Here is a 23,339-nt window from a genome sequence, read left to right as displayed (position 1 = left end):
GCGCCCCCGGCGCACCACCTCCTCCCCTGCCCCCGGTCCGGTGGCCCGGACCAGGCGGGGTAACCTCTCCGGGCTGAGCACCCTGCGGGCCGGACCCGCCCACCGCCGCGATACGCGCGTCCACGGCACGCGGTACCGCCCGCGCGCACGACCCGCTCGCACCACCCGTGACCGACCTGCGACACATTGGGGAGACAGACGACGATGGCCGACCGCGTCACGGTGATCGGTTGGGATGGCTCCCCGCTCATGGACGTGGCCCGATCCGCCCTCGGCGCGGCCACCCTCGTGGCCGGTGCCGCCCACCACCTGGCGCTGCCCGAAATCCCGCCCGGCGCCGAACGCATCCGGCTCGGCAGTGTGGACCTCGCCGCCCGTCGCATCGCCCAGCACCGCGGCTCGGCCGTCGTCCTGGCCGACGGCGACCCCGGCTTCTTCGGCGTCGTACGCGCCCTGCGCGCCCCCGAGCACGGCCTGGAGGTCGAGGTCGTGCCCGCCGTCTCCTCCGTCGCCGCCGCCTTCGCCCGGGCCGGGATGCCCTGGGACGACGCCCAGGTCGTCGTCGCCCACAGCCGCGATCTGCGGCGCGCCGTCAACGTCTGCCGCGCCCACACCAAGGTCGCCGTCCTCACCTCCCCGGGCGCCGGCCCCGCCGAACTCGCTCTGCTCCTCGGCCCGGTGCACCGCACGTTCGTCATCTGCGAGGCCCTGGGCACCGAACGCGAGCAGGTCACCGTCCTGACCTCCGACAAGGCCGCCGACCACAGCTGGCGCGACCCCAACGTCGTCATCGTCATCGGCGGCTCCGGCGCCGCCGCCGGCCGCGGCGGCACCCCCACCGGCGCCGCCCGCGGCTCCCTCCAGAGCGGCGGCTGGATCGCCGGCCGCGACCCCGGCTACCCCGGCTCCGTACGCGGCTGGGCCCTGCCCGCCCCCGCGTACGCGACCGTGCTCGGCGAGAACGAATCGCAGCAGCTGCGCTCCTTCCAACTCGCCCGCATCGGCCCCCGCGTCGGCGACCTGGTCTGGGACATCGGCGCGGGCAGCGGCGCCGCCGCCGTCGAAACGGCCGGGTTCGGCGCCGCCGTCATCGCCGTCGACCGCGACCCGGACGCCTGTGAGCGCACCGAAACCCTCGCCCGCCGCTTCGGCGTCCAGCTCCAGGTCGTCCACGGCACCGCGCCCGAGGTCCTCGAAGACTTGCCCGAGCCGGACGTCGTCCGCGTCGGCGGCGGGGGCGCGTCCGTCGTCGCCGCGTGCGCCGCGCGCCGCCCCGAGCGCATCGTCACCCAGGCCGCCACCCGCGACGAGGCGGAGGCCGTCGGCGCCGCCCTGGAGGACGGCGGCTACGCGGTCGAGTGCCTCCTGCTGCAATCGGTCGAGTTGGACACCCGGGTATGGGCCGAACGCGAACGCGCGGTCGCCTTTCTCCTCTGCGGACACCGCCCGCACCAGTGATTTTGTCCCTGTGACGTTCGCCCCGAGCTTCGCCCCGGTGACCTTCCGGAAGGGCCGCGCGGGGTAGGCTGGCGGATCGTTGTACTGCCTGTGCCGCTGCCCGGTGTTCGGCGCTTTATCGGCCAAAGGCCGGAATGTGCCCCTTTCTTACCGGGTCGCGGTGGGCAAGCCTCGGGCGTGCCACGTGCCGCGCACGGCGCACGCTCGTTCTTGCTCACGGGGCTTGCTCCCGGCGGTAGGCGGTTGGAAGGAGCACTAGCGATGGGCGAGGGGTACGCATGACCGACACCGGCCAGGTCCCGGGCGAGGGACTGCCGGAGAACGCAGGCGGACGACTCGGACAACCGCACCCGGCGGATGTCCACTCCCCGCCTGCCGACGCCGGTTACATCGAACAGCCGCAGCCCGGTGTGGTGCCCGGCGCCGGATACCCCTTCCTCGACGGCCCCGAAACCGGCGGCGAGGAGGACGACCTGCTGCTGATGCCGGGCGCTCAGGGCGCCTGGAGCGAGCAGCAGGCACAGTACGAGCAGCAGATGCAGGCCATGCAGAACCCGATGCAGACCCAGTACCCGCAGCAGCCCGACTACGGGATGCAGGGGATGTACGAGGGCGGAGTGCTGGACCCCGGCATGGCCGCGTACGCCGAGACGCAGATGCCGGAGCCGCAGCCGGTGGCCGAGCCGCTGGCAGGGCCGGTCGAGCACCCGGCGGCGGAGCAGCCCGCACCGCAGCCCCCGGCGCACGCCGCGCCCCCCACGCCCGCCCGCCGCCCCCTGCACATGGGCCCGCCCGTGCCCGACCACACCTCCGGCGGCGGCATCGTCCGTTCCCTCGCCGACCGTGGCCCGGCCGCGGGCCGGAACACCGCCCCGCCCGTCCAGCAGCCCCCGCAGGCGCCCCCGCCCGAGCCCGAGCCCGAGTACACCGGCGGGGCCGACTACGCCAGCGCCCCCGAGTACGCCGCCGGGCCGCAGTACTTCGCCACCCAGCCCCAGCCCCAGCCTCAGCCGGAGGACTCCGGCACGCTCCCGGGCCCGCAGCTCGCCGACATGCCGCAGATCGGCGACGCCCCGCCGCCCGGCGACGCCTGGGACCCCCAGCCGCCGCCCGCGCCCCTGCCCGCACCAGCAGAAACGGTCGGTCTCGGGGAGCAGCCGATGGCGATGGACCTGGGGTACGCGGACCCGGGTTACGCCGACCCCGGTTACGCCGACCCGGGGTACGCAGACCCGGCCGTGACCATCCCGCCCCAGGGCGGAGCGCCGCTCATGGAGCCGGGGCAACCGCACGTCGACATCCCGGCACAGATCCAGCCGGGTGTCACCCCGGACCAGCTCCACACGGGCCCCCACGCCGTCATCCCGGCCCAGATCCCCCACGAGGACGCCCCCCACCTCTACGCGGACCCGATAGTCGCCGACACGGCCCAGCAGTCCCCGGCCCCCATCGACCCGGCCGCCGCCGACCTGGCTGCCGCCGAGGCGGCCGCGGCCGGGCAGGCATTTGCCGAGCCCGCCTTCGCCGAGGCCCCGGAGTGGGACGCCGACGCGCAGGTTCCGGTCGACCCGGCTGTCGCCGACGCGCCCCAGGCCCCGGATTTCGACGCGCAGGCCGAGCCCGCCGACATGCAGGCCGCGTACGTGCATGCTGAGCCCGTTCCCGCCGGGATGCCCGGGGCAGAAGCCCTGGCCGACCCGTCCGCCCCGGGCGAGGCCCCTACGCCGGAAGCCCACGCGCAGGCCACGCCTGAGCAGGCACTTGCCGAGACGCCGGGGGCAGACGCCCCGGGCGCCCCGTCGGCTTCGGCCGAGGCTCTGGTCCCGGAGGCCCCCGTCGACCCGGCTGCCGCCGACGCGGCCCCGGAGGCCGACGTGCAGTCCGAGCCCGTCCCTGCCGGGGACGCCTCGGGCGACCCGTCCGCCGCAGGTGAGCTCCCGGCCTCGGAGGTCGAGGCGCAGGCCCCCGTCGACCCGGCTGCCGCCGACGCGGCCCCCGTCCCAGAGGCCGACGCGCAGTCCGCGCCCGTCCCCGCCGAGGACGCCCCGGGCGACCAGGCCGCTACGGGTGACATCCCGGCGTCGGACGCCGACGCGCAGTCCCCGGCCGACCTGGCTGCTGCGGACGCGGCCCCGGTTCCGGAGGCCGACGTGCAGGCCGAGCCTGCCCTCGCCGGGGACGCCTCGGGCGACCCGTCCGCCGCAGGTGAGATCCCGGCGTCGGAAGCCGAGGCGCAGTCCGTGGCTGCTGCCGACGCGGCCCCGGTTCCGGAGGCCGACGTGCAGTCCGAGCCCGCCCCCGCCGGGGACGCTCCGGGCGACCCGGCCGCTGAGGGTGAGATCCCGGCGTCGGACGCCGACGCGCAGGTTCCCGTCGACCCGGCTGCCGCCGATGCGGCCCCGGTCCCGGAGGCCGACGCGCAGTCCGCGCCCGCCCCCGCCGGGGACACCTCGGGCGCCCCGGCCGCTGCGGGTGAGAACCCGGCGCCGGAGGCCGAGGCGCAGTCCCCGACCGACCCGGCTGCCGCCGACGCGGCCCCCGTCCCGGAGGCCGACGTGCAGGCCGAGCCTGCCCCCGCCGAGACGCCGGGGGCAGAGGCCCCGGGCGACCCGTCCGTCGCAGGTGAGGGCCCGGCCTCGGAGCCCGACGGGCAGGCCCCCGTCGATCCGGCTGTCGCCGACGCGGCCCCGGATGCCGACGTGCAGGCCGACTCGGCTGCTGCCGAGGACGCTGCGGCCTCGGAGGCCGACGCGCAGCCCGCGCCCGTCGCGGGCGAGGTCCCGGCGTCGGAGGCTGAGGCGCAGTCCCCGGCTGACTCGGCCGTCGCCGACGAGGCTGACGCGCCCGCCGAGCCGCAGGCCGAGCCTGCCCCCGCTGAGGCGGCCGGGGCAGAGGCCCCGGGCGACCCGGCTGCGGTCCCGGAGGCCGACGCGCAGGCCGAGCCCGTCCCAGCCGAGGAGGCCGCGGGCGACCCGTCCGCCTCGGGCGAGGTCCCGGCGCCGGAGGCCGAGGCGCAGCCCCCGGCCGCCGAGCCGCAGGCACCCGAGGGGGAGGCCACCGCCTCGGAGATGCCCGCCGAGGTACCGGCCCCGCAGAACGAAGCTGTCGACGCGGAAGCGTCCGAGACCGAGGCGGACGCCGTGGAACCCTCCGACACCGAGGCCACCGCGCCCGAGGACGAAGCGACTGAGGCCGCGACGGACGCGCGAGCCGACGCCCAGAACGCGGCCGAAGGCGAGGGCGCGGAGGCATCCGGCGAACAGGAAAACGGGGACAAGGAAGACGCGGACGACGCTGAGCCGGAATCCGAGCCGGTCGGCATCGGCGTCGGCCCCCGCGCCGACGCCGGGTACGACGACGCCGAGCGCGCCGCCGTCCACCGCGTGATGCGCGAGCGCCGCGACATCCGCAACGGCTTCCGGCCCGACCCCATCCCGCACGAGGTGCTGCGCCGCGTACTGGAGGCCGCGCACACCGCGCCCAGCGTGGGGCAGTCCCAGCCGTGGGACTTCGTCGTCATCCGCTCCGAGGAGACCCGGCGCACCATGCACGAGCTGGCGGTGCGCCAGCGCGACGCGTACGCCAAGTCGCTCCCCAAGGGCCGGGCCAAGCAGTTCAAGGAACTGAAGATCGAGGCGATCCTCGAAACGCCGATCAACATCGTCGTCACCGCCGACCCGACCCGCGGCGGCCGCCACACCCTCGGGCGGCACACCCAGCCGCAGATGGCGCCGTACTCCTCGGCGCTCGCCGTGGAGAACCTGTGGCTCGCCGCCCGCGCCGAAGGGCTCGGCGTCGGCTGGGTCAGCTTCTTCGACGAGCGCGAGATGGTCCGTACGCTCGGGCTGCCGGATCACCTGGAGGCCGTGGCGTACCTGTGCGTCGGGTACGTGGACGAGTTCCCGGAGGAGCCGGAGCTGCTGCGGGCCGGGTGGTCCAAGCGCCGCCCGCTGTCGTGGGTCGTCCACGAGGAAACGTACGGGCGGCGCGCGCTGCCCGGCGAGGACCCGCACAGCCTGCTGACGGAGACCCTCCAGGGCATCCGTCCGCTGGACGCCAAGGCGCTCGGCGAGGCGTGGGAGCGGCAGAAGCGGATGACCAAGCCGTCCGGCGCGCTCGGCATGCTGGAGATCATCTCCGCGCAGCTCAGCGGCCTGTCCCGGCAGTGCCCGCCGCCGATTCCGGAGCCCGCCTCGGTCGCGATCTTCGCCGGCGACCACGGGGTGCACGCCCAGGGCGTCACCGCGTGGCCGCAGGAGGTCACCGCCCAGATGGTCGCCAACTTCCTGGGCGGCGGCGCGGTCTGCAACGCCTTCGCGAGCCAGGTCGGCGCCGAGGTGTGCGTCGTGGACGTGGGCGTGGCGAGCGAACTCCCCTCCACCCCCGGTCTGCTGCCGCGCAAGATCCGGCCCGGGACCGGCGACTTCACCACCGGCCCCGCCCTCACCCGCGAAGAGGTGCTGCGCGCCCTCGAAGTGGGCATCGAGACCGCCCGCGACCTGGTCGCCGCCGGGAACAAGGCGCTGCTCACCGGTGAGATGGGCATCGCCAACACCACCACCTCGGCCGCCCTGGTCTCCGTCTACACCGGCGCCGACCCGGCCGAGGTGACCGGCCGCGGCACCGGCATCAACGACGAGATGCACGCGCGCAAGATCGACGTCGTACGGCGCGGGCTGGAGCTGCACCAGCCCGACCCCGCCGACCCCATCGCCGTCCTCTGCGCGTTCGGCGGCCTGGAACACGCCGCGATGGCGGGGCTGCTGCTGGGCGGCGCCTCCCTGCGCACCCCCGTCATCCTGGACGGGGTCAGCGCGGGCGCCGCCGCCCTGGTCGCCCGCGCCATCGCCCCCGAGGTGCTGGCCGCGTGCATCGCGGGCCACCGCAGCGCCGAGCCGGGCCATGTCGCGGCCCTCAACAAGCTGGGCCTGCGCCCCCTGGTCGACCTGGACCTGCGCCTCGGCGAGGGAACGGGCGCCCTGCTCGCCCTCCCCGTGGTGCAGAGCGCCGCGCGGGCGATGCACGAGGTGGCCACGTTCGACTCCGCGGGAGTCACGGAGAAGAACTGACGTGCGCCCCCGCCACGTAAGGTGTCGGCGGGGGCCACGCCCCACCACATGATCAGCACCACTTGATCAGCCGCTCCAGCGCCGCAGCGGCAGGCATTCGCATGAGGAGAGCCGCACCGCCATGTCCGAGAACTTCGCATACCCGGTCGGACTGCGCCTCACGGGGCGGCGCGTCGTCGTCCTCGGTGCTGGCCAGGTCGCCCAGCGCCGGCTGCCCGCGCTGATCGCCGCGGGCGCGGACGTCCTGCTGATCTCGCCCTCCGCGACGCCCTCCGTCGAGGCCATGGCCGAGGCGGGGGAGGTGCGCTGGGAGCGCCGCCGCTACCGGGACGGCGACTTCGAGGGCGCCTGGTACGCGCTGATCACCACCGACGACCCGGCCGCCAACGCCGCCGCCTCCGCCGAAGCCGAGGCGCGCCGGGTGTGGTGCGTACGCAGCGACGACGCCGAGGCCGCCTCGGCCTGGACCCCGGCCACCGGGCGCAGCGAGGGCGTCACCGTCGCCGTGCTCACCGGACAGGACCCGCGCCGCTCCGCCGCCGTGCGCGACGCCGTGGTGGAGGGCCTGCGCGACGGCACCCTCGCCGCCCCCCGCCACCGCACCCGCGGCCCGCACGTCGCCCTGGTGGGCGGCGGCCCCGGCGACCCGGACCTGATCACCGTACGCGGCCGCCGCCTGCTCGCCGAGGCGGACGTGGTCGTCGCCGACCGGCTCGGCCCCCGCGACCTCCTCGACGAACTCCCCCCGCACGTCGAGGTCATCGACGCCGCGAAGATCCCTTACGGCCGCTTCATGGCCCAGGAGGCGATCAACAACGCGCTGATCGAACACGCCAAGGCGGGCAAGTCGGTCGTCCGGCTCAAGGGTGGCGACCCGTTCGTCTTCGGCCGCGGCATGGAGGAGGCCGAGGCGCTCGCCGAGGCCGGTATCCCCTGCACCGTCGTCCCCGGCATCTCCAGCTCCATCAGCGTCCCCGCCGCCGTCGGAATCCCGGTCACCCACCGTGGGGTCGCCCATGAGTTCACTGTGGTCAGCGGCCATGTCGCCCCCGACGACCCCCGCTCCCTCGTCGACTGGTCCGCACTCGCCAGCCTGCGCGGCACGCTCGTCCTCCTGATGGCCGTCGAGAAGATCGGCGCCATCGCCGCCGCCCTCGTCCAGCACGGCCGGGGCCCGGACACCCCCGTCGCCGTCATCCAGGAGGGCACCACCGCCGCCCAGCGCCGCGTGGACGCGACCCTGGCCACCGTGGCGGACACCGTCGCCGCCGAGGGCGTACGGCCTCCGGCCGTCATCGTCGTCGGCGATGTGGTGGCCCTCGGCTCCCGCTGACGTAACCACCGGTAACTTCCTCACGCCGCCGCATTGGCACGGCATCCAGGACAAGGCAGTATCACTCAAGTGGCTGATCTCATCACCGTCGATGATCCCGACGACCCGCGGCTGCGCGACTACACGGGTCTGACCGATGTGGAGCTACGACGCAAGCGCGAGCCCGCCGAAGGCTTGTTCATCGCCGAGGGCGAGAAAGTGATCCGGCGAGCCCGCCTCGCCGGTTACGAGATGCGCTCGATGCTGCTGTCGTCCAAGTGGGTCGACGTCATGCGCGACGTCATCGAGGACGTCCCCGCCCCCGTCTACGCCGCCAGCCCCGAACTGGCCGAACGCGTCACGGGCTACCACGTCCACCGCGGCGCCCTCGCCTCCATGCAGCGCAAACCGCTGCCCGAGGCCGACGAACTCCTCGGGGGCGCCCGACGCGTCGTGATCATGGAGTCCGTCAACGACCACACCAATATCGGCGCCATCTTCCGCAGCGCCGCCGCGCTCGGCATGGACGCCGTCCTCCTCTCCCCGGACTGCGCCGACCCCCTCTACCGCCGCTCCGTGAAGGTCTCCATGGGCGCCGTCTTCTCCGTCCCGTACGCCCGCCTGGAGACCTGGCCGCGCGGTCTCGAAGCGGTCCGGCACGCGGGGTTCAAGATCCTCGCCCTCACCCCCGACGAAAAGGCCACCTCCCTCGACGACGCCGCCCCCCACCGCCTCGACCGCGTCGCCCTGATGCTCGGCGCCGAGGGCGACGGCCTCTCCACCCAGGCCCTCATGGCCGCCGACGAATGGGTCCGCATCCCCATGGCCCACGGCGTCGACTCCCTCAACGTGGGCGCGGCAGCGGCGGTGGCCTTCTACGCGGTCACCACGGGCCGCCCCACCCCGTAGCGCGCCCCTGCCCCGCCCCTTCCCGAAACCGGGGACACCCCGGCCCCCGGCACCCGCCGCCCAGCGAGCGGCTCGGGTTTCGACGCCGGGCGCGGCCCGGTGGGCGGGTTGTGCCCACCCGTTCCGCCCCAGCGGAACGATTGCCCACAACCCGGGGCACATCCACCCCAACGAACGACCCCGCCCTGAGGCCGGGCCCCGACGGAGAGCCGCGACACGACGCCCGACCGCGAAACCGCGCCCACCCCACCTGGCGCCCCCGCCACCGGACGGAACGGAAACGGGCCGTGCTCACCCCCGCCCGGCGCCCCCCGCCACCGGGCGGGCCGGAGCCGGATCGCGGGCCGGGGCCACCGGCGGGAGGGGGCGGGGCCGTGCCCACCCTCGCCGGGCGCTCCCCGCCACCGGGCGGGACGGAAGCGGGCCGGGCTGGGCTGTGGCCACTTCCGCCCGGCCGCCCGTCACCGGGCGGGCCGGGGCCGATTGTGGGTCGGGGCCACCGGCGGGAGGGGCAGGGCCGTGCCCGCCCCCGCCTGGCGCCCCCGGCATCGGGCGGGACGGAAACGGGCCGGGGCCGGGGCCACCTGCGGGAGGGGCTGGGCCGTGCCCGCCCCCGCCTGGCCGCCCGTCACCGGGCGGGCCGGAGCTGGATCGTGGGTTGGGGTCGCTGGGGGTGGGGGCGTGCCCGCGCTCGCCTGGCGTCCCCTGCCACCCGGCGGATCGGAAGCGGGCCGGGCTGGGCCGTGGCCATCCCCGTCCGGTTGCTCGCCGCCGGGCGGGCCGGAGGTGGACGGGGCCCGGGTCACCGGCGGGAGGGGGTGGGGTCGCAGGGGTGGGGTGCTGGACGATGACGTGTATTTGTGGCGCCTACTCCCGGCCCACCCCACGTTCTACGGCGGTGGCGCCAAAAATATACGAGTCCAGGGCCCTGTCCCGGAGGCCCCGCACCCGGCACCCACCACCCCAAGCGAACCGACCACCGCCGCCCAGCCGGGTCAGAGGCCGCCCTGGGGTTCTGCCTCCGCCGCCCGAGGCGCCCCCGGCGCCGTAGGCGCCGTCGGTACGCCCAGGCCGCGCGACGGCCCCTGGCAGCCCTGCGCGGCCGCGATGCCCAGCGCCACCAGCAGCGTCACCACCACGAACACCGTCAGCCGCTGCCGCATCAGCCGCAGCCGGTCCGGGCCGCCGGGACGGCGGCCGTTCGGGGAGGTGCGGACCGTACGGGCCGGAGGCCGCTGGCCGCCGCGCCGCGGCGCCGGAGCCCGCGCCGGGGTGTTGCGCCCCGCCGTACGCGACGACGACCCCGTACCGGACGGCCCCGACCGCGGCGACGACGCCCGCGGCGCCGCCGCGCCCCGAGGCGGCGTACCCGCCCCCGATCGGCGCTCCGTGTGCTGGTCCGCGTACGCGTCGGCCCGCCGCCCCACAGGACGCCCGTCCGAAGCATGCCCATGCGGCGAGTGGGGCGAGTGGGGCGAGTGGGGTGAGCCGGGCCCTTGAGCCACACCGGCCGCGCCCTGCCCGTGAGCCTCCCGCGCCGCGATCTCCTTGAGCCGCAGCGAGAGCTGCAGCGTCGTCGGCCGGTCCTCCGGGTCCTTCGCGAGGCACGCGTGCAGCAGCGGAGCCAGTGCGTCCGGCACACCGAGCAGCTGCGGCTCCTCATGCACGACGCGGTACAGCATCACCTCGGAACTCCCGTGCCCGAACGGCGAATCCGCCGTCGAGGCGTACGCGAGCGTGGCGCCCAGCGCGAAGACGTCGGTCGCCGGGGTGACGGCCGCGCCCCGCACCTGCTCGGGCGCGAGGAAGCCGGGGGAGCCGACGGCCGTGCCGACGTGGGTCAGCGTGCTGGCGCCGGTGGCCCAGGCGATGCCGAAGTCGATGATGCGGGGGCCCTTGGGGGAGAGCAGGATGTTCGACGGCTTGAGGTCGCGGTGGACGACCCCCGCCTCGTGCACCGCCAACAGCCCCTCGGCCAGCGCGGACCCGACGGACGCGACGTGCGCGGCCGGGAGCGGGCCCTCCTCGTTCACCTTGTCGTGCAGGGAGGGGCCGGGCACGTACTGGGTGGCGAACCACGGCCGGTCGGCCTCCAGGTCCGCGGCCACGAGCCGCGCCGTACAGCCGCCGCGAATCCGCCGCGCGGCGGACACCTCGCGGGCGAACCGCGACCGGAACTCCCGGTCCTCCGCCAGATCCGGCCGGATGACCTTGAGCGCCACCCGCTGCCCACGCCGGTCGGACCCCAGGTAGACGACCCCCATACCGCCCGCACCGAGCCGCCGGTGAAGCCGGAAGGAGCCGACGACACGCGGGTCCTCGCGCCGGAGCCGCATCATCGCCATGTCCGTCCCCTACCTCCGGTGGGGAGCCCTTCCCTAACCCCTTGGCGGGGAGCCCCAACCGCTGCCGTCTGCTGCCGGTCCACTGCCGTCCGTCTGACGTGCACAGCTTACGGATTGACGGCCCCGCGCGCTGAGAGGCCGCGCATGCGTCGGCCCACGGATTGTCAGTGGTGCCTGAGATCCTGGAGAAGTAGGCCGGAATGGTGGCAATCCGTGCCTCGGTCTGCACGTGCGTGACCTCAAAAGACCGTCTCAGAAGGGGGATTGAGACCGTGAAGGGTGATCGTGTGGAGATAGTGGTGGACGCGGGCGACACGACGCGGACGTACGAAGTGGTGGCCGGGAGGGCGGGGCGCCGGGTCGAGACGGCGGTCCGGCGCGGGGTGGTGGAAGTGAGCGAAGTCACCCGAAACGGGTCCGTGGTGCGGACGGCCCGCTTCATGGCGAACCGGGTCCTGGCGCTGGTGGAACAGCCGGTTCCGCGAGGCGCGGACGGGGACCGTGAGTAGCCTCCGTGGGGCCCGTTCCGCCCCCGGAAGGACCCGTTCCGGGGGACCCCTCCGGGAAGACCCCAAGCGCCGGGCGAATTTCTCCACCCAGGGGAGTACGAGGCCCGGTCCGGCGTCATCCTCCGGGAGGCCCGGCAAGCGGTACGAGGGCATGACGCCGCGCACCGGGGCGCGCGCCTAATGTTGAGGTCAAGCGGCGGGCGCAGCACTCGTCCCCCGAGGTCAGACGCTCGCCGCTGCAGATGTGACGGAGGAAGGACGATGGCGCACACGCTGGGTCGCACAGTCGTCAGGGCACGCAGGCACCGCGCCCTCGACGCGTTCGGCAGCCCGCAGACGGGCACGCGCCATCCCCTGGTCGCGGCAGCCATGGTGCTGCCGTTGGCCATCCTGCTGAGCATCGCGTTCGGCGGCTGGGAAGCCGTCGTCACACAGGCGTCGTCCGTGGCGGGAATGCTGGGGCGCTGAGCGCTCCAGGCCCGGGAGAGCGGCCCGGGCCGGGGACAATCCTGGCCATCAACCCCGTGGGGACGGGGGTGCGGCGGACGGCACGAAGCCCGGACAGCTGGGGAGCTGTCCGGGCTCGCGCCGTTCTGGGGCGCGTTCTCCCGCTGAACAGACTGAACACGACACACGACACGGCACCCACACACGGCGAAGGGCCGGAGCGTCTCGCTCCGGCCCTTCGCCGATCGGTGTGGACGATACTGGGATTGAACCAGTGACCTCTTCCGTGTCAGGGAAGCGCTCTCCCGCTGAGCTAATCGTCCCGGGGACTGCGTGCGCGATACTGGGATTGAACCAGTGACCTCTTCCGTGTCAGGGAAGCGCTCTCCCGCTGAGCTAATCGCGCGGGTGTGGGGCCACGAGGGCCCCGGAGGTGGGACCGCGAAGGTCCCGAGTGGACGATACTGGGATTGAACCAGTGACCTCTTCCGTGTCAGGGAAGCGCTCTCCCGCTGAGCTAATCGTCCGAGGTGGAGACGGGATTTGAACCCGTGTAGACGGCTTTGCAGGCCGTTGCCTCGCCTCTCGGCCACTCCACCAGGCGCAGGGGCGTGAACCCCCACTTCGAGCGGACGACGAGATTCGAACTCGCGACCCTCACCTTGGCAAGGTGATGCTCTACCAACTGAGCCACGTCCGCAGATGCCGTTTCCCGGGGCGCTTCCGCGTCCCGGCGACGTGTTGAACTCTAGCGGATTCCGGGGCCAGCTCAAATTCCGTTTCCGCAGCGTGCTGCGCTGCTCGCCCACCGAGGTCCCTCCCGCGACCCCTGTGACCAGGCGCCATAGACTCGCAAGCGTGCACGACCTGCCCCCTCTCGCCCGCTTCGGTGGCCTGCTCGCCACCGACCTGCGCGATGTGACGAGCGATCCCTCGGCTCTGGACACCGAGGGTTTCTGGGCTGTTGTCGCGGACTTCGAGGGACGTGTGGTCTGCGCCCGCTTCGGTGACGTACGCCGCGACCCGGCGCCGGGCCGCCCACCCACCCCCGCACAGAACGCCCCCGCACAGGGCCCCGCACAGGGCACCTGGCGCGGCCCCCGGCCCACCGACTGGACCTCCTCGCTCGACCGGGCCGGGTACACCGAGGGGGTCCGCCGGGTCCGCCGCCACATCGCGGCGGGCGAGGTCTACCAGGCCAATCTGTGCCGCGTGCTCTCCGCGCCGCTGCCCGACCCGTACGCGGCGGACGTGGACGCGCTGACCGCCCTGCTGGCCCACGGCAACCCGGCCCCGTACGCGGGCACCGTGCGGCTGCCGGAACACGGCGTGGAGGTCGCCACGGCCTCGCCCGAGCTGTTCCTGCGCCGCACCGGCCGGACCGTCGAGTCCGGGCCGATCAAGGGCACCGGGCGCCGCCCGGAAGACCTGCTGGAGAAGGACCACGCCGAGAACGTGATGATCGTGGACCTGGTCCGCAACGACCTGGGACGGGTCTGCGCCACCGGCTCGGTGACCGTCCCCGCGCTCTGCGCGGTCGAGCCGCATCCGGGGCTGGTGCACCTCGTCTCCACGGTCCGTGGCGAGCTCGCGCCGGAGACAGGCTGGGCGGAGCTGTTCGCGGCGACCTTTCCGCCCGGGTCGGTGACGGGCGCGCCCAAGTCCAGCGCCCTGCGCGTCATCGGGGAGCTGGAGACCGCGCCGCGCGGCCCGTACTGCGGCGGCATCGGCTGGGTGGACGCGGACCGTGGCACCGGCGAGCTGGCCGTGGGGATACGCACCTTCTGGATCGACCGGCCGTCCCCCGGCGACGCGGTGCTGCGGTTCGGCACCGGGGCCGGGATCACCTGGGGCTCCGACCCGGACCGCGAATGGGACGAAACCGAACTCAAGGCGGCGCGACTGCTCGCGGTAGCGTCGGAAGTACAGCAGCCGACGGGAAGGACCATGCGGTGACGATCTGGCTCGACGGATCTCTACGCGAAGCCGACAGCGCCCAGGTGTCGGTCTTCGACCACGGGCTGACGGTCGGCGACGGCGTCTTCGAGACGGTGAAGGCGGTGGACGGCCGCGCCTTCGCGCTCACCCGCCACCTCCACCGGCTGGCCCGCTCCGCACACGGCCTGGGCCTGCAGGAGCCGGACCTCGACGAGGTGCGGCGGGCCTGCGAGGCGGTCCTCGCCGACAACCCCATGCCGCTCGGGCGGCTGCGGATCACCTACACCGGAGGGCTCTCGCCGCTGGGCTCCGACCGGGGCACGGCGGGCCCCACGCTCGTCGTCGCGCTCGTCGAGACCCACCGCCGGGCGGACACCACGTCCGTGGTCACCGTCCCCTGGACCCGCAACGAGCGTGGCGCGCTGACCGGCCTCAAGACCACCTCGTACGGCGAGAACGTGGTCGCGCTCGCCCGCGCCCGGGAACACGACGCCACCGAGGCGCTGTTCGCGAACACCGTCGGCGGGCTGTGCGAGGGCACCGGCTCCAACGTCTTCGTCGTCCTCGACGGCGAACTCCACACCCCGCCGCTCGCCTCCGGCTGCCTCGCGGGCATCACCCGCGCCCTCGCCCTGGAGTGGGTGGGGGCCCGGGAGACCGAGCTGCCGTTCGACGTTCTGGAGCGGGCCGACGAGATCTTCCTGACCTCCACGACCCGCGACGTCCAGGCCGTACGGCAGGTGGACGACCGGATCGTGCCCGGCACGCCCGGACCGGTCACCGCCAAGGCCATGCGGATCTTCACCGAGCGGGCCGCCTCCGACATCGACCCGTGACCGCGCCCGGGGACGGCGGGGCCGGCCCGCCGGGGGCGGGGAACGAACCGGCGTAAACCTGGTGACGTGCGCCCCGCGGCCCGGTACAACACCATCGTGACCACCACCCTGCGACCCACCACGCCCGAGCGGCACACCGACGACGGCGGGCGCGCGCGCTCGTACGAGGTGTGCGTCAACAGCCGCCCCGTCGGCAGCGTCCGGCTCACCACGGACGCCCGGATGGGCCCGTCCGTCGGGCGGATCGAGCACCTCCACATCGACACCGCGGACCGGCACCGCGGCCGCGGTACGGTCGCCGCGCTCGCCGCCGAGGAGGTGCTGCGCGGCTGGCGCTGCACCCGGCTGGTGGTGAGCGTGCCCGCGCAGGCCGCGACCGCCCTCGGGCTCGCGGCCGCGCTCGGCTACCGCGAGCGCGGCCGCAACATGGTCAAACCGCTGGCCGAGCCCCCCGAGCTGCCGCCGGGCAGCGCGATACGGGCCATGGGGGAGACGGACTACCCGGCCTGGCACGCCCATGAGCAGGCCCGTTACGTCGTCAGCGTGCTGAAGAGCGGGCTCACCCGGGAGCAGGCCCAGACCAAGGCGGACACCGACTACGCGAGATTGCTGCCGCACGGCCTCGCCACCCCCGGCACCGTGCTGCGGGTCCTCGCCCACGGGGATACGGACGTGGGCACCCTCTGGATCGCGCTGCGCGCCGGGGAGCCGGACGCCCAGGAGCGGGGCGAGGCGTTCGTCTACTCGGTCGAGGTCGCCGAGGAGCACCGCGGCCGCGGCCACGGCCGCACCCTGATGCTGGCCGCCGAGCGCGACAGCGTGGCCGCCGGGGCACGCACGCTCGGCCTGCACGTCTTCGGCGGGAACACCCCGGCGCTGCGGCTGTACGAGTCACTGGGCTACGAGGCGGTGGAGTACCACCTCATCAAGGAACTGCTCTGAGCGCTGGACTAGCCGCGCTCGGCCAGCAGCCGGGCCGCGATCTCCCCGATCCGCTCCCGCAGCCCCTCCTGGCTCTTCCCGCCGTCCAGCCGCTCCCCGCCGATGACGTACGTCGGGGTGCCGGTCACCCCGATCGCCTTGCCCTCGGCCTGGTCCGCGTCGACGATCAGGATGTGCCGCCCGTCGATCAGCGCGGTGTCCATCTCCTCGGCGTCCAGGCCCAGTTCCCGCGCCACGTCGACGAGCAGCAGCTCACCCCGGGCGCCGAGCTGCTCGGTGCGCTCCAGCACCGCTTCGACGTACGGCCAGCCCCGCCCCTGCGCGACGGCCTCCTCGGCGGCCTGCGCCGCCGCGTGGGCGTGCTTGTGGCGCTCCAGCGGGAAGTGCCGCAGCCGGATGTCCAGGGCGTCGCCGAATCGCTCGCGCAGGGCGCGTACGTCCGTCAGCGCGGTACGGCAGTCGGGGCACTGGAGTTCGCACCACACGTCGAGTACGGGTCGGGCGGGATCGGTGTCGCTCATGGGGCCAGTCTTCCAGCCCCCGCGGACTCCTCCGTACCCGGAGATGACCCTGATCCCGCGCCCCGGCTGTGGCTCGTGGCGACCCGTGGGGTGCAGGATGGACATACTGCGCAACCCATCGGCGGGAGGAACCGATGCTGACCGACACGATTTGCGTCGCGCTGTCCGCGACCGGTCTGGGCATCGCGGGTCTGACCGCGTACCGCAAGCGCTTCCGGGCCGCGGCCCGGATCGCGGCCTACGCGCTGCTTCCGGTGGGCCTGGCGATGACCGGCGTCCTGGACTGGCTGACCGATCTGGTCTTCAAGCCGAGCGTCTGGGCGGGCTTCGGCGTGCTCGGGGTCTCCTGGCTGCTGTTCACGGTGAGCCGGGCGGCCGAGCGCCGGGCGGGCGGCACCCGCAAGGAGCGGCGCGCGGCGGCGGCCGCGGAGCGGGCCGAGCGGGACGGAGCGGTGGCCCCGGGGGCCTCGGAACCCGCTCTGGGGCCCGGTCGCGGAGCCACCGGAGGGAAGGCGGCGGACAAGCCGAAACCCGCCACCCGAAGCAGCTCCGGAACAGAAGATTTCTCAGACATCGAGGCCATTCTCAAAAAGCACGGAATCTGACAAGCTCCCGATCAAAAAACGCTCGTCGGTCGCAGCGGCTGTTCTGGCTGCGTCATGATCTCCGGCGAGATGCTGCAATCACCCGGGGAGCAATCCCCTATCGAAGGACCCCCTGTACCAACGAGCGACGAGCCGCGCGGCTGTCTGTTCGCCCTGTCCCAGCCGCCGCTGATGCTTTTCCTCGCCTTCATAGGCATGCTGCTCTTCGGTACCGCGCTCCATGACCTCTACCGATGGTGACGAACCGGCGGCGGCTCGCCGCCCCGCCGCGCGCCCCCGCGGCTCAGCTCGCGGCTTCCTTGCGCCGCGCGCGATACGCGGCGACATGCAGCCGGTTCCCGCAGGTGCGGCTGTCGCAGTAGCGCCGGGAGCGGTTGCGCGACAGGTCCACGAAGGCGAACCGGCAGTCCGGGGCCTCACAGCGCCGCAGCCGCTCCTCTTCGCCCGCCACCACGAGGAACGCCAGCGCCATGCCGCCGTCGGCCGCGAGATGGTCGGCCAGGGACGCTCCCGGGGCGAAGTAGTGCACATGCCAGTCGTAGCCGTCGTGATCGGTGAGCCGGGGTGTGGTCCCGGCCGCCGCGATCATCGTGTTGAGCAGCTCGGCGGTGTGCCGGGTGCCGCTGCCGGCCGTGGCGAAGACCTCGGCGAACCGGGCCCGTACGGACCGTGCGGCGGCCAGATCGCGCTCACCGAGCGTGCCGATGTCGCTGATGACGTTGCGCTCGACGAACCGGCGCAGCGCGGCGACGTCCGCGAGCCGGTCCTCGCTCCCGTCCCCGGGCGTGGTGTTCACCAGGTCGACGACCGCGTCGAGCGCGCACCGGGTGTCGTGGTTGATCAGCACGATTGGCTCCCTGGCCCGCTGGGTCGGCGGTGCTCCTCGACTGCCCCTCCGATGTGCTCGACTCTAGCGGCGCCGGGGCCGGGATGTGACACGGACGGTGACGCGACGGTGCCGCCGGCGCGGACGGTACCGCGCCGGCGGCACCGCCGCCTGCCTCTGCCATTTTTTCGGGTTGTCACTGCCGGGTTGTCACTACCGGGATCACTACCGGAATCTCGCGTCCCGGCTCGCGCCGTCTCCCCGAGTCGGACGGCCGCGCTCAGCTCTCGTCGGGTCTCAGCTCTCCGCCAGGATGTGGGAGAGCTCTGTGTCGAGGTCGAAATGGCGGTGTTCGGTGCCGGGTGGCACAGCGGCGTCGGTCCGCTTCAGGAACGACTCAAGGGCCCGCGCCGGGGCCTCGAGCAGAGCCTCCCCCTCCGGGGAGCTCAGGGCGATGCAGACGACGCCCTGGCCATGGCTGCGGGATGGCCACACTCTGACGTCGCCGGTACCGGTGGGCCGGTGCAGGCCCTCGGCGAGAAGATCGCGGGCGAACACCCATTCGACCGTCTCTTCGGCTCCGGTGTGGAAGGTGGCGTGCACGGCGTAAGGGTCGGCCGTGTCATACCGCAGTCCCGCGGGTACAGGCAGTGAGGACTCGCTCGACACAACGAGGCGCAGGTGCAGCTCGCAGCTGACCGTGGTGTTCATAAGCGCCAGGGCCTTTCGCTCAGTGTGCGCTCGGGGATTCGCACGTCGGCGAAATCGACATGCCACCTACGGTGCCGTTGTAAACCCCTCTGACCGTTTTGCGGGTCTTCCGATAGCTCCAGCGGCCGAGCCGCCGACCCGCCGGTGCCGCCATTACAGTGACTTCAGCGGATCGGGTAGGTTGGGTCACATGAATGCGGAGAGTGACGAGCGACACGCGGGTGCCGTGCCACCGGTACCCGAGGTCGCCACGGGGGATGGCGCGTCGGAGGAGCCGGTTCTCGGCTCCCGGGCGCCGCAGTTCATCAAGCGGTCGCGCACGCTGCACCTGAGCTGGCAGGTCGGGGTCTTCATCGTGGGGCTCGCGGTCGTGGTGGCGGGCATCATCATGCTGCCGCTGCCCGGCCCGGGATGGCTGGTGATCTTCGGCGGGATGGCGATCTGGGCGACCGAGTTCGTCTGGGCGCAGCTGGTGCTGCGCTGGACCAAGCGCAAGGTCACCGAGGCCGCCCAGCGCGCCCTGGACCCGAAGGTGCGCAAGCGGAACATCATCCTGACCACGATCGGGCTGGTGATCTGTGCGGTGGCGGTGACGGTGTACGCGTGGAAGTTCGGCCTCGTCATGCCCTGGAAGATCAAGGAGTGACGGCCGGCGGCCTCCCGATCGGTCCGGGCCCCGGGCTGGTCGGGATGGTCATGAGCACGGTCCGGCATACGCTAATGTTGGCCGTGCGCCCGGGCGATTAGCTCAGTGGGAGAGCGCTTCGTTCACACCGAAGAGGTCACTGGTTCGAACCCAGTATCGCCCACCCCGGACCGAGGGCCCGGAGGCTTCACGCCTCCGGGCCCTCGGCGTTTTCGCATGTCCTGAAGTCTGTGGGCGCCGCCGCCGTTGAAGCGCTTCCGCATCGATCCTGTCCGAACCGTTGACGTACCGGTCGCCGATCTCTAGCTTAGCCCGGCAAGCGCTTACCTAAAACGTTTCAAGCTTGGTGCTGGGGCAGTCGGACAGACCTGCCCGGGAGGGGCGTGTCATGAGTGCTCGGGGATGGACGGCAAGGCCGAGAGGGCTTCGGGGGGCCGCGGCGGGTCTGGTCGCGCTGGGGCTGCTGGCCACCGGCTGTGGCGGCGACGGCGGCAGCTCGTCCGGCGGGAAGGTGACCATCCGTTACGCCTGGTGGGGCGCCAAGGACCGGTCCGTCATGATCAAGAAGACGGTGAAGCTCTTCGAGGAGAAGCACCCGAACATCACCGTGAAGACGGACTTCGCCGAATACGCCGACTTCTGGAGCAAGTTCAACACCCAGGCCGCGGGCGGCAACGCACCTGATGTCTTCCAGAACTCATACGCCTTCCTGCGCAAGTACGGAGAAAAGAATCTGCTGCTCGATCTCAACCAGCAGGTTAAGGCGGGAAATCTCAATCTGAAGGGTTTCCGGAACGGCCTGGAGAAATCCGGGGACATCGACGGAAAGCTCTACGGCGTACCGGTCGGCGCCAATACCTTCGGCTTCTTCTACAACCCGGCCGCCTTCAAGAAGGCGGGGATCACCGTCAAGGACGGATGGACCTGGGATCAGTTCTTCGCCGCCGCCAAGAAGGTACGGAAGTCCGACGGCACCCTCTACGGCTCCAGCGACAACGCCGGTGTGATGTACCTGTACGACCTGTATCTGCGCCAGCACGGCAAGGCGTTCTTCACCGAGGACAAGAAGCTCGGCTTCACCAAGGACGACCTCAAGCAGTGGTGGAACACCTGGCAGCAGCACGCCAAGGCGGATGAGCTGGTGCCGGGCAAGAAGACCGAACAGGCCAAGCCCAAGGCGACGATCAGCGCCGATCTGTCGGCCGCCGAGTTCACCTGGGACAACTTCCTGGTCCGCTTCGCGGCCGAGACCAAGACGCCCCTCGAACTCGGGCCGCTGCCCACCACGGACGGCAAGCGGACCGCCCAGTACCTCTCCTCGCTGATGCTCAGCGGCTCCGCCCGCACCCAGCACCCCAAGGAAGTCGCCCAGCTCATCGACTTCATGACGCACGACCCCGAGGTCGGCAAGATCATGGGCTACAACCGCGGCATCCCGGCCACCACCGCCCAGGACGAGGCGTACAAGCCCACCGGGGTCGACGCCAAGATCGCCGCGTATGAGAAGAGCGTGAGCGACAAGCTGGAGCCGATCACTCCGCATCCGGCCGGCACCGATGTCGCCGAGGCCGCCTTCCTGCGCACCTACGCCGATGTCACGGTGGGCCAGAGTTCGGTGGACAAGGCCGTGGACCAGTTCTTCGACGAGGCGGAATCCGCGCTCGGCTCGTGAGGAGAGCTTCCGTGACACGAACCACGACGCGCGCGGCGGCCAAGGGGGCGGCGGCCAGGGCAGCGGCGGACCGCTCGGCCGCCGCGCCCCGGCCCGGGGCCCGCGAGGGTGCCGGGCCGGACGCCCCGTACGCTCCGGACCCGGCGGCCGGGCGGCGGTCCGGCCGCCGGGAGACCCTGGCGGGCTATCTCTTCCTGACGCCCTGGTGCGTCGGGATAGCGCTGCTCACGCTCGGCCCGATGCTGGTCTCGCTGTATCTGGCGTTCACCGACTACAACCTCTTCGACTCGCCCCGGTGGGTCGGGTTCAAGAACTTCCAGGAGATGTTCGAGGACGACCGGTGGTGGACGTCGGTCGAGGTGACGCTCAAGTACGTCCTGATCGGCACTCCGCTGAAGCTGCTGGTCGCGCTCGGCGTGGCGCTGCTGCTGGTCAAGCCCCGCAAGGGGCAGGGCTTCTACCGCTCGGCGTTCTACGCGCCCTCGCTCATCGGCGCGAGCGTGAGCATCGGCATCGTCTGGCGGGCGATCTTCAACGACGACGCGATCGTCGACAAGTCGATGAGTCTGTTCGGCTGGGACGTCGGCGGCTGGATCGGGGACCCGGACTGGGCCCTGCCCACGCTGATCACGCTGACCGTCTGGCAGTTCGGCGCCCCGATGGTGATCTTCCTGGCCGGGCTGAAGCAGGTCCCGCGCGAACTGTACGAGGCGGCCGAGATGGACGGCGCGGGGGCGTGGCGGCGGTTCCGCTCCATCACCCTGCCGATGATCTCCCCGGTGCTCTTCTTCAACCTGCTGCTGGAACTCATCCACTCCTTCCAGGTCTTCACCTCGGCCGTCGTCCTCGCGGGCTCCGGCACCAACACCGGCGGCCCGGGCGACTCGCTTCTGGTCTACGGCTGGTACCTGTACGAACAGGGCTTCCGGAACCTGCGCATGGGCTACGCCGCCGCGATGGCCTGGATGCTGATGCTCGGCATCGGCCTGGTGACCGCGGTGCTGTTCAAGACCCAGCGCGGCTGGGTGCACTACGAGGAGGACGCCCGGTGACCACTCCCTCGACCTCCCTGACGGGCTCGAAGTCCCTCACCGGCACGCGGCGGGGCCGGTTCCGCCCGGCCGTCTGGCACGTGGGCGCGCTCGCCGTGCTGGCCGTGATCCTCTACCCCGTGGTGTGGGTGATCGGCGGGTCGTTCAAGCCCGGCGACCAGATCATCGGAAGCCTTCAGCTGCTGCCCACCGATCCGATCACCGAGAACTACCGCAGGCTCGGCGACGGCATCGCGGACGTCCCCGTCACGACCTTCTTCACCAACTCGCTCTTCCTGGCGGTCGGTTCGGTGATCGGGGTCCTGTTCTCCTGCTCGCTGGCGGCGTACGCGTTCGCCAGAATCCGGTTCGCCGGGCGGAACGTGCTGTTCACGCTGATGATCTCGACCCTGCTGCTGCCCTTCCAGATCTTGATCATTCCGCAGTACATCCTGTTCCAGAAGATGGAGCTGATCAACACCTATGTCCCGCTGCTGCTCGGCAAGTACCTGGCGGCGGACGCCTTCTTCGTCTTCCTGATGGTGCAGTTCATGCGGGGCCTGCCCCGCGAGCTGGACGAGGCGGCGCGGCTGGACGGCTGCGGTCACCTGCGCATCTACTGGAACATCGTGCTGCCGCTGTGCCGCCCGGCCCTGATCACCAGCGCGATCTTCACCTTCATCTGGTCCTGGAACGACTTCGTCGGCCCGCTGCTGTATCTCAACGAGCCCGACAAGTACACGGTCTCGATGGGGCTGAAGCTCTTCATCGACCAGGACAGCGTCGCCGACTACGGAGGCATGGTCGCCATGTCGCTGGTGGCCCTGCTGCCGGTGCTGCTGTTCTTCCTCGCCTTCCAGCGCTATCTGGTCGAGGGCGCCTCGACCTCCGGGCTGAAGGGCTGAGGGGAGCCGTCATGGAGCGACGCCGGGCACGTGAGAGGTCGGTACGCACGTCCGAGCGGCCCTCGCGGCGGCTGGTGCGCTTCTCGCTGTTCGCCGAATGCCTGCTGACCGGGGTCTGGGTGGTGCTCGCCGCGCTGCCGCTCCTCACCCTGCTCCCGTCGTTCGCCGCCGGATGCGCGCATCTGCGCCGCCATCTGGACGGGGAGCGTTCCACGCTGCGGGATTTCGGTTCCGGGGTGCGGGAGGCGACCCGTAGCGGCTGGCGGTTCTCCCTGCTGTGGTGGGCGGCGCTCGCGCTGCTCGCCTTCGATCTGCGCGTGGCCCGCACCGGAGCCCTGCCGGGCGGGCCCGCCCTGATCGCCGTGAGCGTGGCGGGCACGCTCACGGTGATCGTCCTGGGGCTGCGGACGGCCGCCGCTTGGCGGCCGGGCACCGGCTGGGCCGCGGCGGCCCGTACCGCCGTGCGCCGTGGCCTGGCCGCCGACCCGGGCGGATCGCTGCTGCTGGCCGGTGGGCTGGCGGTGGTCACCGTCGCCGCCTGGCAGATGCTGCCGCTGACCGCCCCGGCGGTGGGCGCCCTCGCGGCCTGTGCGGTCGCGGTCGAGCGCCGCGCCCGCGTCTGACCCGGCGGCGCCCGGCCCCGTCGCCGCCATCTCG

General features: G+C 72.9%; 19 protein-coding genes and 6 tRNA genes. 16 read left to right on the top strand and 9 right to left on the bottom strand.

The annotated features are described in order from the left end of the window. Positions 1 to 204 precede the first annotated feature (204 nt). From cbiE to ABZ370_RS20350, 4 genes are all read left to right on the top strand, one after another. Positions 205 to 1,458, top strand: a complete 1,254-nt coding sequence (gene cbiE, locus ABZ370_RS20365; protein ID WP_358622578.1) for a precorrin-6y C5,15-methyltransferase (decarboxylating) subunit CbiE — start codon at positions 205 to 207, stop codon at positions 1,456 to 1,458. Between the two features lie 278 nt (positions 1,459 to 1,736). Beyond that, on the top strand, positions 1,737 to 6,527 hold the full coding sequence (gene cobT / locus ABZ370_RS20360) for a nicotinate-nucleotide--dimethylbenzimidazole phosphoribosyltransferase (protein ID WP_358622575.1): 4,791 nt from the start codon (positions 1,737 to 1,739) through the stop codon (positions 6,525 to 6,527). A gap of 121 nt (positions 6,528 to 6,648) precedes the next feature. Continuing rightward, positions 6,649 to 7,860 (top strand): uroporphyrinogen-III C-methyltransferase, encoded by a 1,212-nt coding sequence (gene cobA, locus ABZ370_RS20355; protein WP_358622573.1) that lies wholly within the window; start codon positions 6,649 to 6,651, stop codon positions 7,858 to 7,860. Positions 7,861 to 7,929: 69 nt separating this feature from the next. Continuing rightward, positions 7,930 to 8,748, top strand: a complete 819-nt coding sequence (locus ABZ370_RS20350; protein WP_358622570.1) for an RNA methyltransferase — start codon at positions 7,930 to 7,932, stop codon at positions 8,746 to 8,748. A gap of 995 nt (positions 8,749 to 9,743) precedes the next feature. On the opposite strand, the gene ABZ370_RS20345 is transcribed toward ABZ370_RS20350, so the two are convergent. After that, entirely contained in the window at positions 9,744 to 11,093 is a 1,350-nt protein-coding gene (locus ABZ370_RS20345) for a serine/threonine-protein kinase (protein WP_358622568.1), read from the bottom strand. A 272-nt stretch (positions 11,094 to 11,365) separates the two neighbouring features. Between ABZ370_RS20345 and ABZ370_RS20340 the strand changes: the two genes are divergently transcribed. Then, positions 11,366 to 11,602: a hypothetical protein gene (locus ABZ370_RS20340; protein ID WP_055557600.1), complete on the top strand. Its 237-nt coding sequence runs from the start codon at positions 11,366 to 11,368 to the stop codon at positions 11,600 to 11,602. Between the two features lie 261 nt (positions 11,603 to 11,863). Then, positions 11,864 to 12,070 carry a hypothetical protein gene (locus ABZ370_RS20335; protein WP_358622566.1) on the top strand — a complete coding sequence of 69 codons (207 nt, stop codon included), beginning with the start codon at positions 11,864 to 11,866 and terminating at the stop codon, positions 12,068 to 12,070. Positions 12,071 to 12,300: 230 nt separating this feature from the next. Here ABZ370_RS20335 and ABZ370_RS20330 read toward each other — a convergent pair. The 5 genes from ABZ370_RS20330 to ABZ370_RS20310 all read right to left on the bottom strand — a co-directional run bounded on the left by ABZ370_RS20330 (position 12,301) and on the right by ABZ370_RS20310 (position 12,749). After that, a tRNA-Val gene (locus ABZ370_RS20330) sits at positions 12,301 to 12,372 on the bottom strand. 11 nt (positions 12,373 to 12,383) lie between these two features. Further along, positions 12,384 to 12,455: transfer RNA gene (locus tag ABZ370_RS20325), tRNA-Val, on the bottom strand. Between the two features lie 49 nt (positions 12,456 to 12,504). Next, positions 12,505 to 12,576, bottom strand: a tRNA-Val gene (locus ABZ370_RS20320). Between the two features lies 1 nt (position 12,577). After that, positions 12,578 to 12,648: transfer RNA gene (locus ABZ370_RS20315), tRNA-Cys, on the bottom strand. Positions 12,649 to 12,676: 28 nt separating this feature from the next. Continuing rightward, positions 12,677 to 12,749, bottom strand: a tRNA-Gly gene (locus ABZ370_RS20310). 158 nt (positions 12,750 to 12,907) lie between these two features. Between ABZ370_RS20310 and ABZ370_RS20305 the strand changes: the two genes are divergently transcribed. The 3 genes from ABZ370_RS20305 (at position 12,908) to ABZ370_RS20295 (ending at position 15,765) form a co-directional block, all read left to right on the top strand. Then, positions 12,908 to 14,005, top strand: coding sequence for a chorismate-binding protein (locus tag ABZ370_RS20305; protein ID WP_358622564.1), 1,098 nt, complete (start codon positions 12,908 to 12,910; stop codon positions 14,003 to 14,005). Then, positions 14,002 to 14,823 carry an aminodeoxychorismate lyase gene (locus ABZ370_RS20300; RefSeq protein ID WP_358622561.1) on the top strand — a complete coding sequence of 274 codons (822 nt, stop codon included), beginning with the start codon at positions 14,002 to 14,004 and terminating at the stop codon, positions 14,821 to 14,823. Before ABZ370_RS20305 ends, ABZ370_RS20300 begins: the two co-directional genes overlap by 4 nt. A gap of 96 nt (positions 14,824 to 14,919) precedes the next feature. Continuing rightward, positions 14,920 to 15,765 carry a GNAT family N-acetyltransferase gene (locus ABZ370_RS20295; protein ID WP_358622558.1) on the top strand — a complete coding sequence of 282 codons (846 nt, stop codon included), beginning with the start codon at positions 14,920 to 14,922 and terminating at the stop codon, positions 15,763 to 15,765. Positions 15,766 to 15,773: 8 nt separating this feature from the next. On the opposite strand, the gene ABZ370_RS20290 is transcribed toward ABZ370_RS20295, so the two are convergent. Next, positions 15,774 to 16,286 (bottom strand): DsbA family protein, encoded by a 513-nt coding sequence (locus tag ABZ370_RS20290; protein WP_358622555.1) that lies wholly within the window; start codon positions 16,284 to 16,286, stop codon positions 15,774 to 15,776. A 134-nt stretch (positions 16,287 to 16,420) separates the two neighbouring features. Here ABZ370_RS20290 and ABZ370_RS20285 point away from each other — a divergent pair, with 134 nt between their 5' ends. After that, positions 16,421 to 16,891 (top strand): hypothetical protein, encoded by a 471-nt coding sequence (locus ABZ370_RS20285; protein ID WP_358622552.1) that lies wholly within the window; start codon positions 16,421 to 16,423, stop codon positions 16,889 to 16,891. 283 nt (positions 16,892 to 17,174) lie between these two features. Here ABZ370_RS20285 and ABZ370_RS20280 read toward each other — a convergent pair whose 3' ends face one another. Together ABZ370_RS20280 and ABZ370_RS20275 are read right to left on the bottom strand one after the other, a co-directional pair. Then, positions 17,175 to 17,738, bottom strand: a complete 564-nt coding sequence (locus ABZ370_RS20280) for a CGNR zinc finger domain-containing protein (RefSeq protein WP_358622550.1) — start codon at positions 17,736 to 17,738, stop codon at positions 17,175 to 17,177. 276 nt (positions 17,739 to 18,014) lie between these two features. Beyond that, positions 18,015 to 18,428 (bottom strand): SsgA family sporulation/cell division regulator, encoded by a 414-nt coding sequence (locus tag ABZ370_RS20275; RefSeq protein WP_003959770.1) that lies wholly within the window; start codon positions 18,426 to 18,428, stop codon positions 18,015 to 18,017. A 190-nt stretch (positions 18,429 to 18,618) separates the two neighbouring features. On the opposite strand from ABZ370_RS20275, the gene ABZ370_RS20270 reads away from it, so the two are divergent. From ABZ370_RS20270 to ABZ370_RS20245, 6 genes are all read left to right on the top strand, one after another. Then, positions 18,619 to 19,074, top strand: a complete 456-nt coding sequence (locus ABZ370_RS20270; protein ID WP_358622547.1) for a TIGR02611 family protein — start codon at positions 18,619 to 18,621, stop codon at positions 19,072 to 19,074. A 91-nt stretch (positions 19,075 to 19,165) separates the two neighbouring features. Further along, positions 19,166 to 19,237 (top strand) — tRNA-Val (locus ABZ370_RS20265). A gap of 225 nt (positions 19,238 to 19,462) precedes the next feature. Further along, entirely contained in the window at positions 19,463 to 20,746 is a 1,284-nt protein-coding gene (locus tag ABZ370_RS20260; RefSeq protein WP_358622544.1) for a sugar ABC transporter substrate-binding protein, read from the top strand. Between the two features lie 11 nt (positions 20,747 to 20,757). Further along, the gene (locus tag ABZ370_RS20255; RefSeq protein WP_358622542.1) at positions 20,758 to 21,798 is read left to right on the top strand and encodes a sugar ABC transporter permease; all 1,041 of its coding nucleotides are present in this window, start codon (positions 20,758 to 20,760) and stop codon (positions 21,796 to 21,798) included. Between the two features lie 17 nt (positions 21,799 to 21,815). Then, a complete protein-coding gene (locus tag ABZ370_RS20250) occupies positions 21,816 to 22,682 on the top strand; it encodes a carbohydrate ABC transporter permease (RefSeq protein ID WP_358622855.1) in 867 nt (288 codons plus the stop codon). A gap of 11 nt (positions 22,683 to 22,693) precedes the next feature. Further along, complete coding sequence (locus ABZ370_RS20245) at positions 22,694 to 23,305, top strand: hypothetical protein (RefSeq protein ID WP_358622539.1); 612 nt, start codon at positions 22,694 to 22,696, stop codon at positions 23,303 to 23,305. Positions 23,306 to 23,339 lie beyond the last annotated feature (34 nt).

The sequence above is a fragment of the Streptomyces sp. NPDC005962 genome (genome assembly GCF_040629205.1).
In the GTDB taxonomy this organism is placed as follows: domain Bacteria; phylum Actinomycetota; class Actinomycetes; order Streptomycetales; family Streptomycetaceae; genus Streptomyces.
The sequence above is the reverse complement of the archived record's forward strand: the minus strand, read 5'-3'. Positions and strand labels throughout refer to the sequence as shown.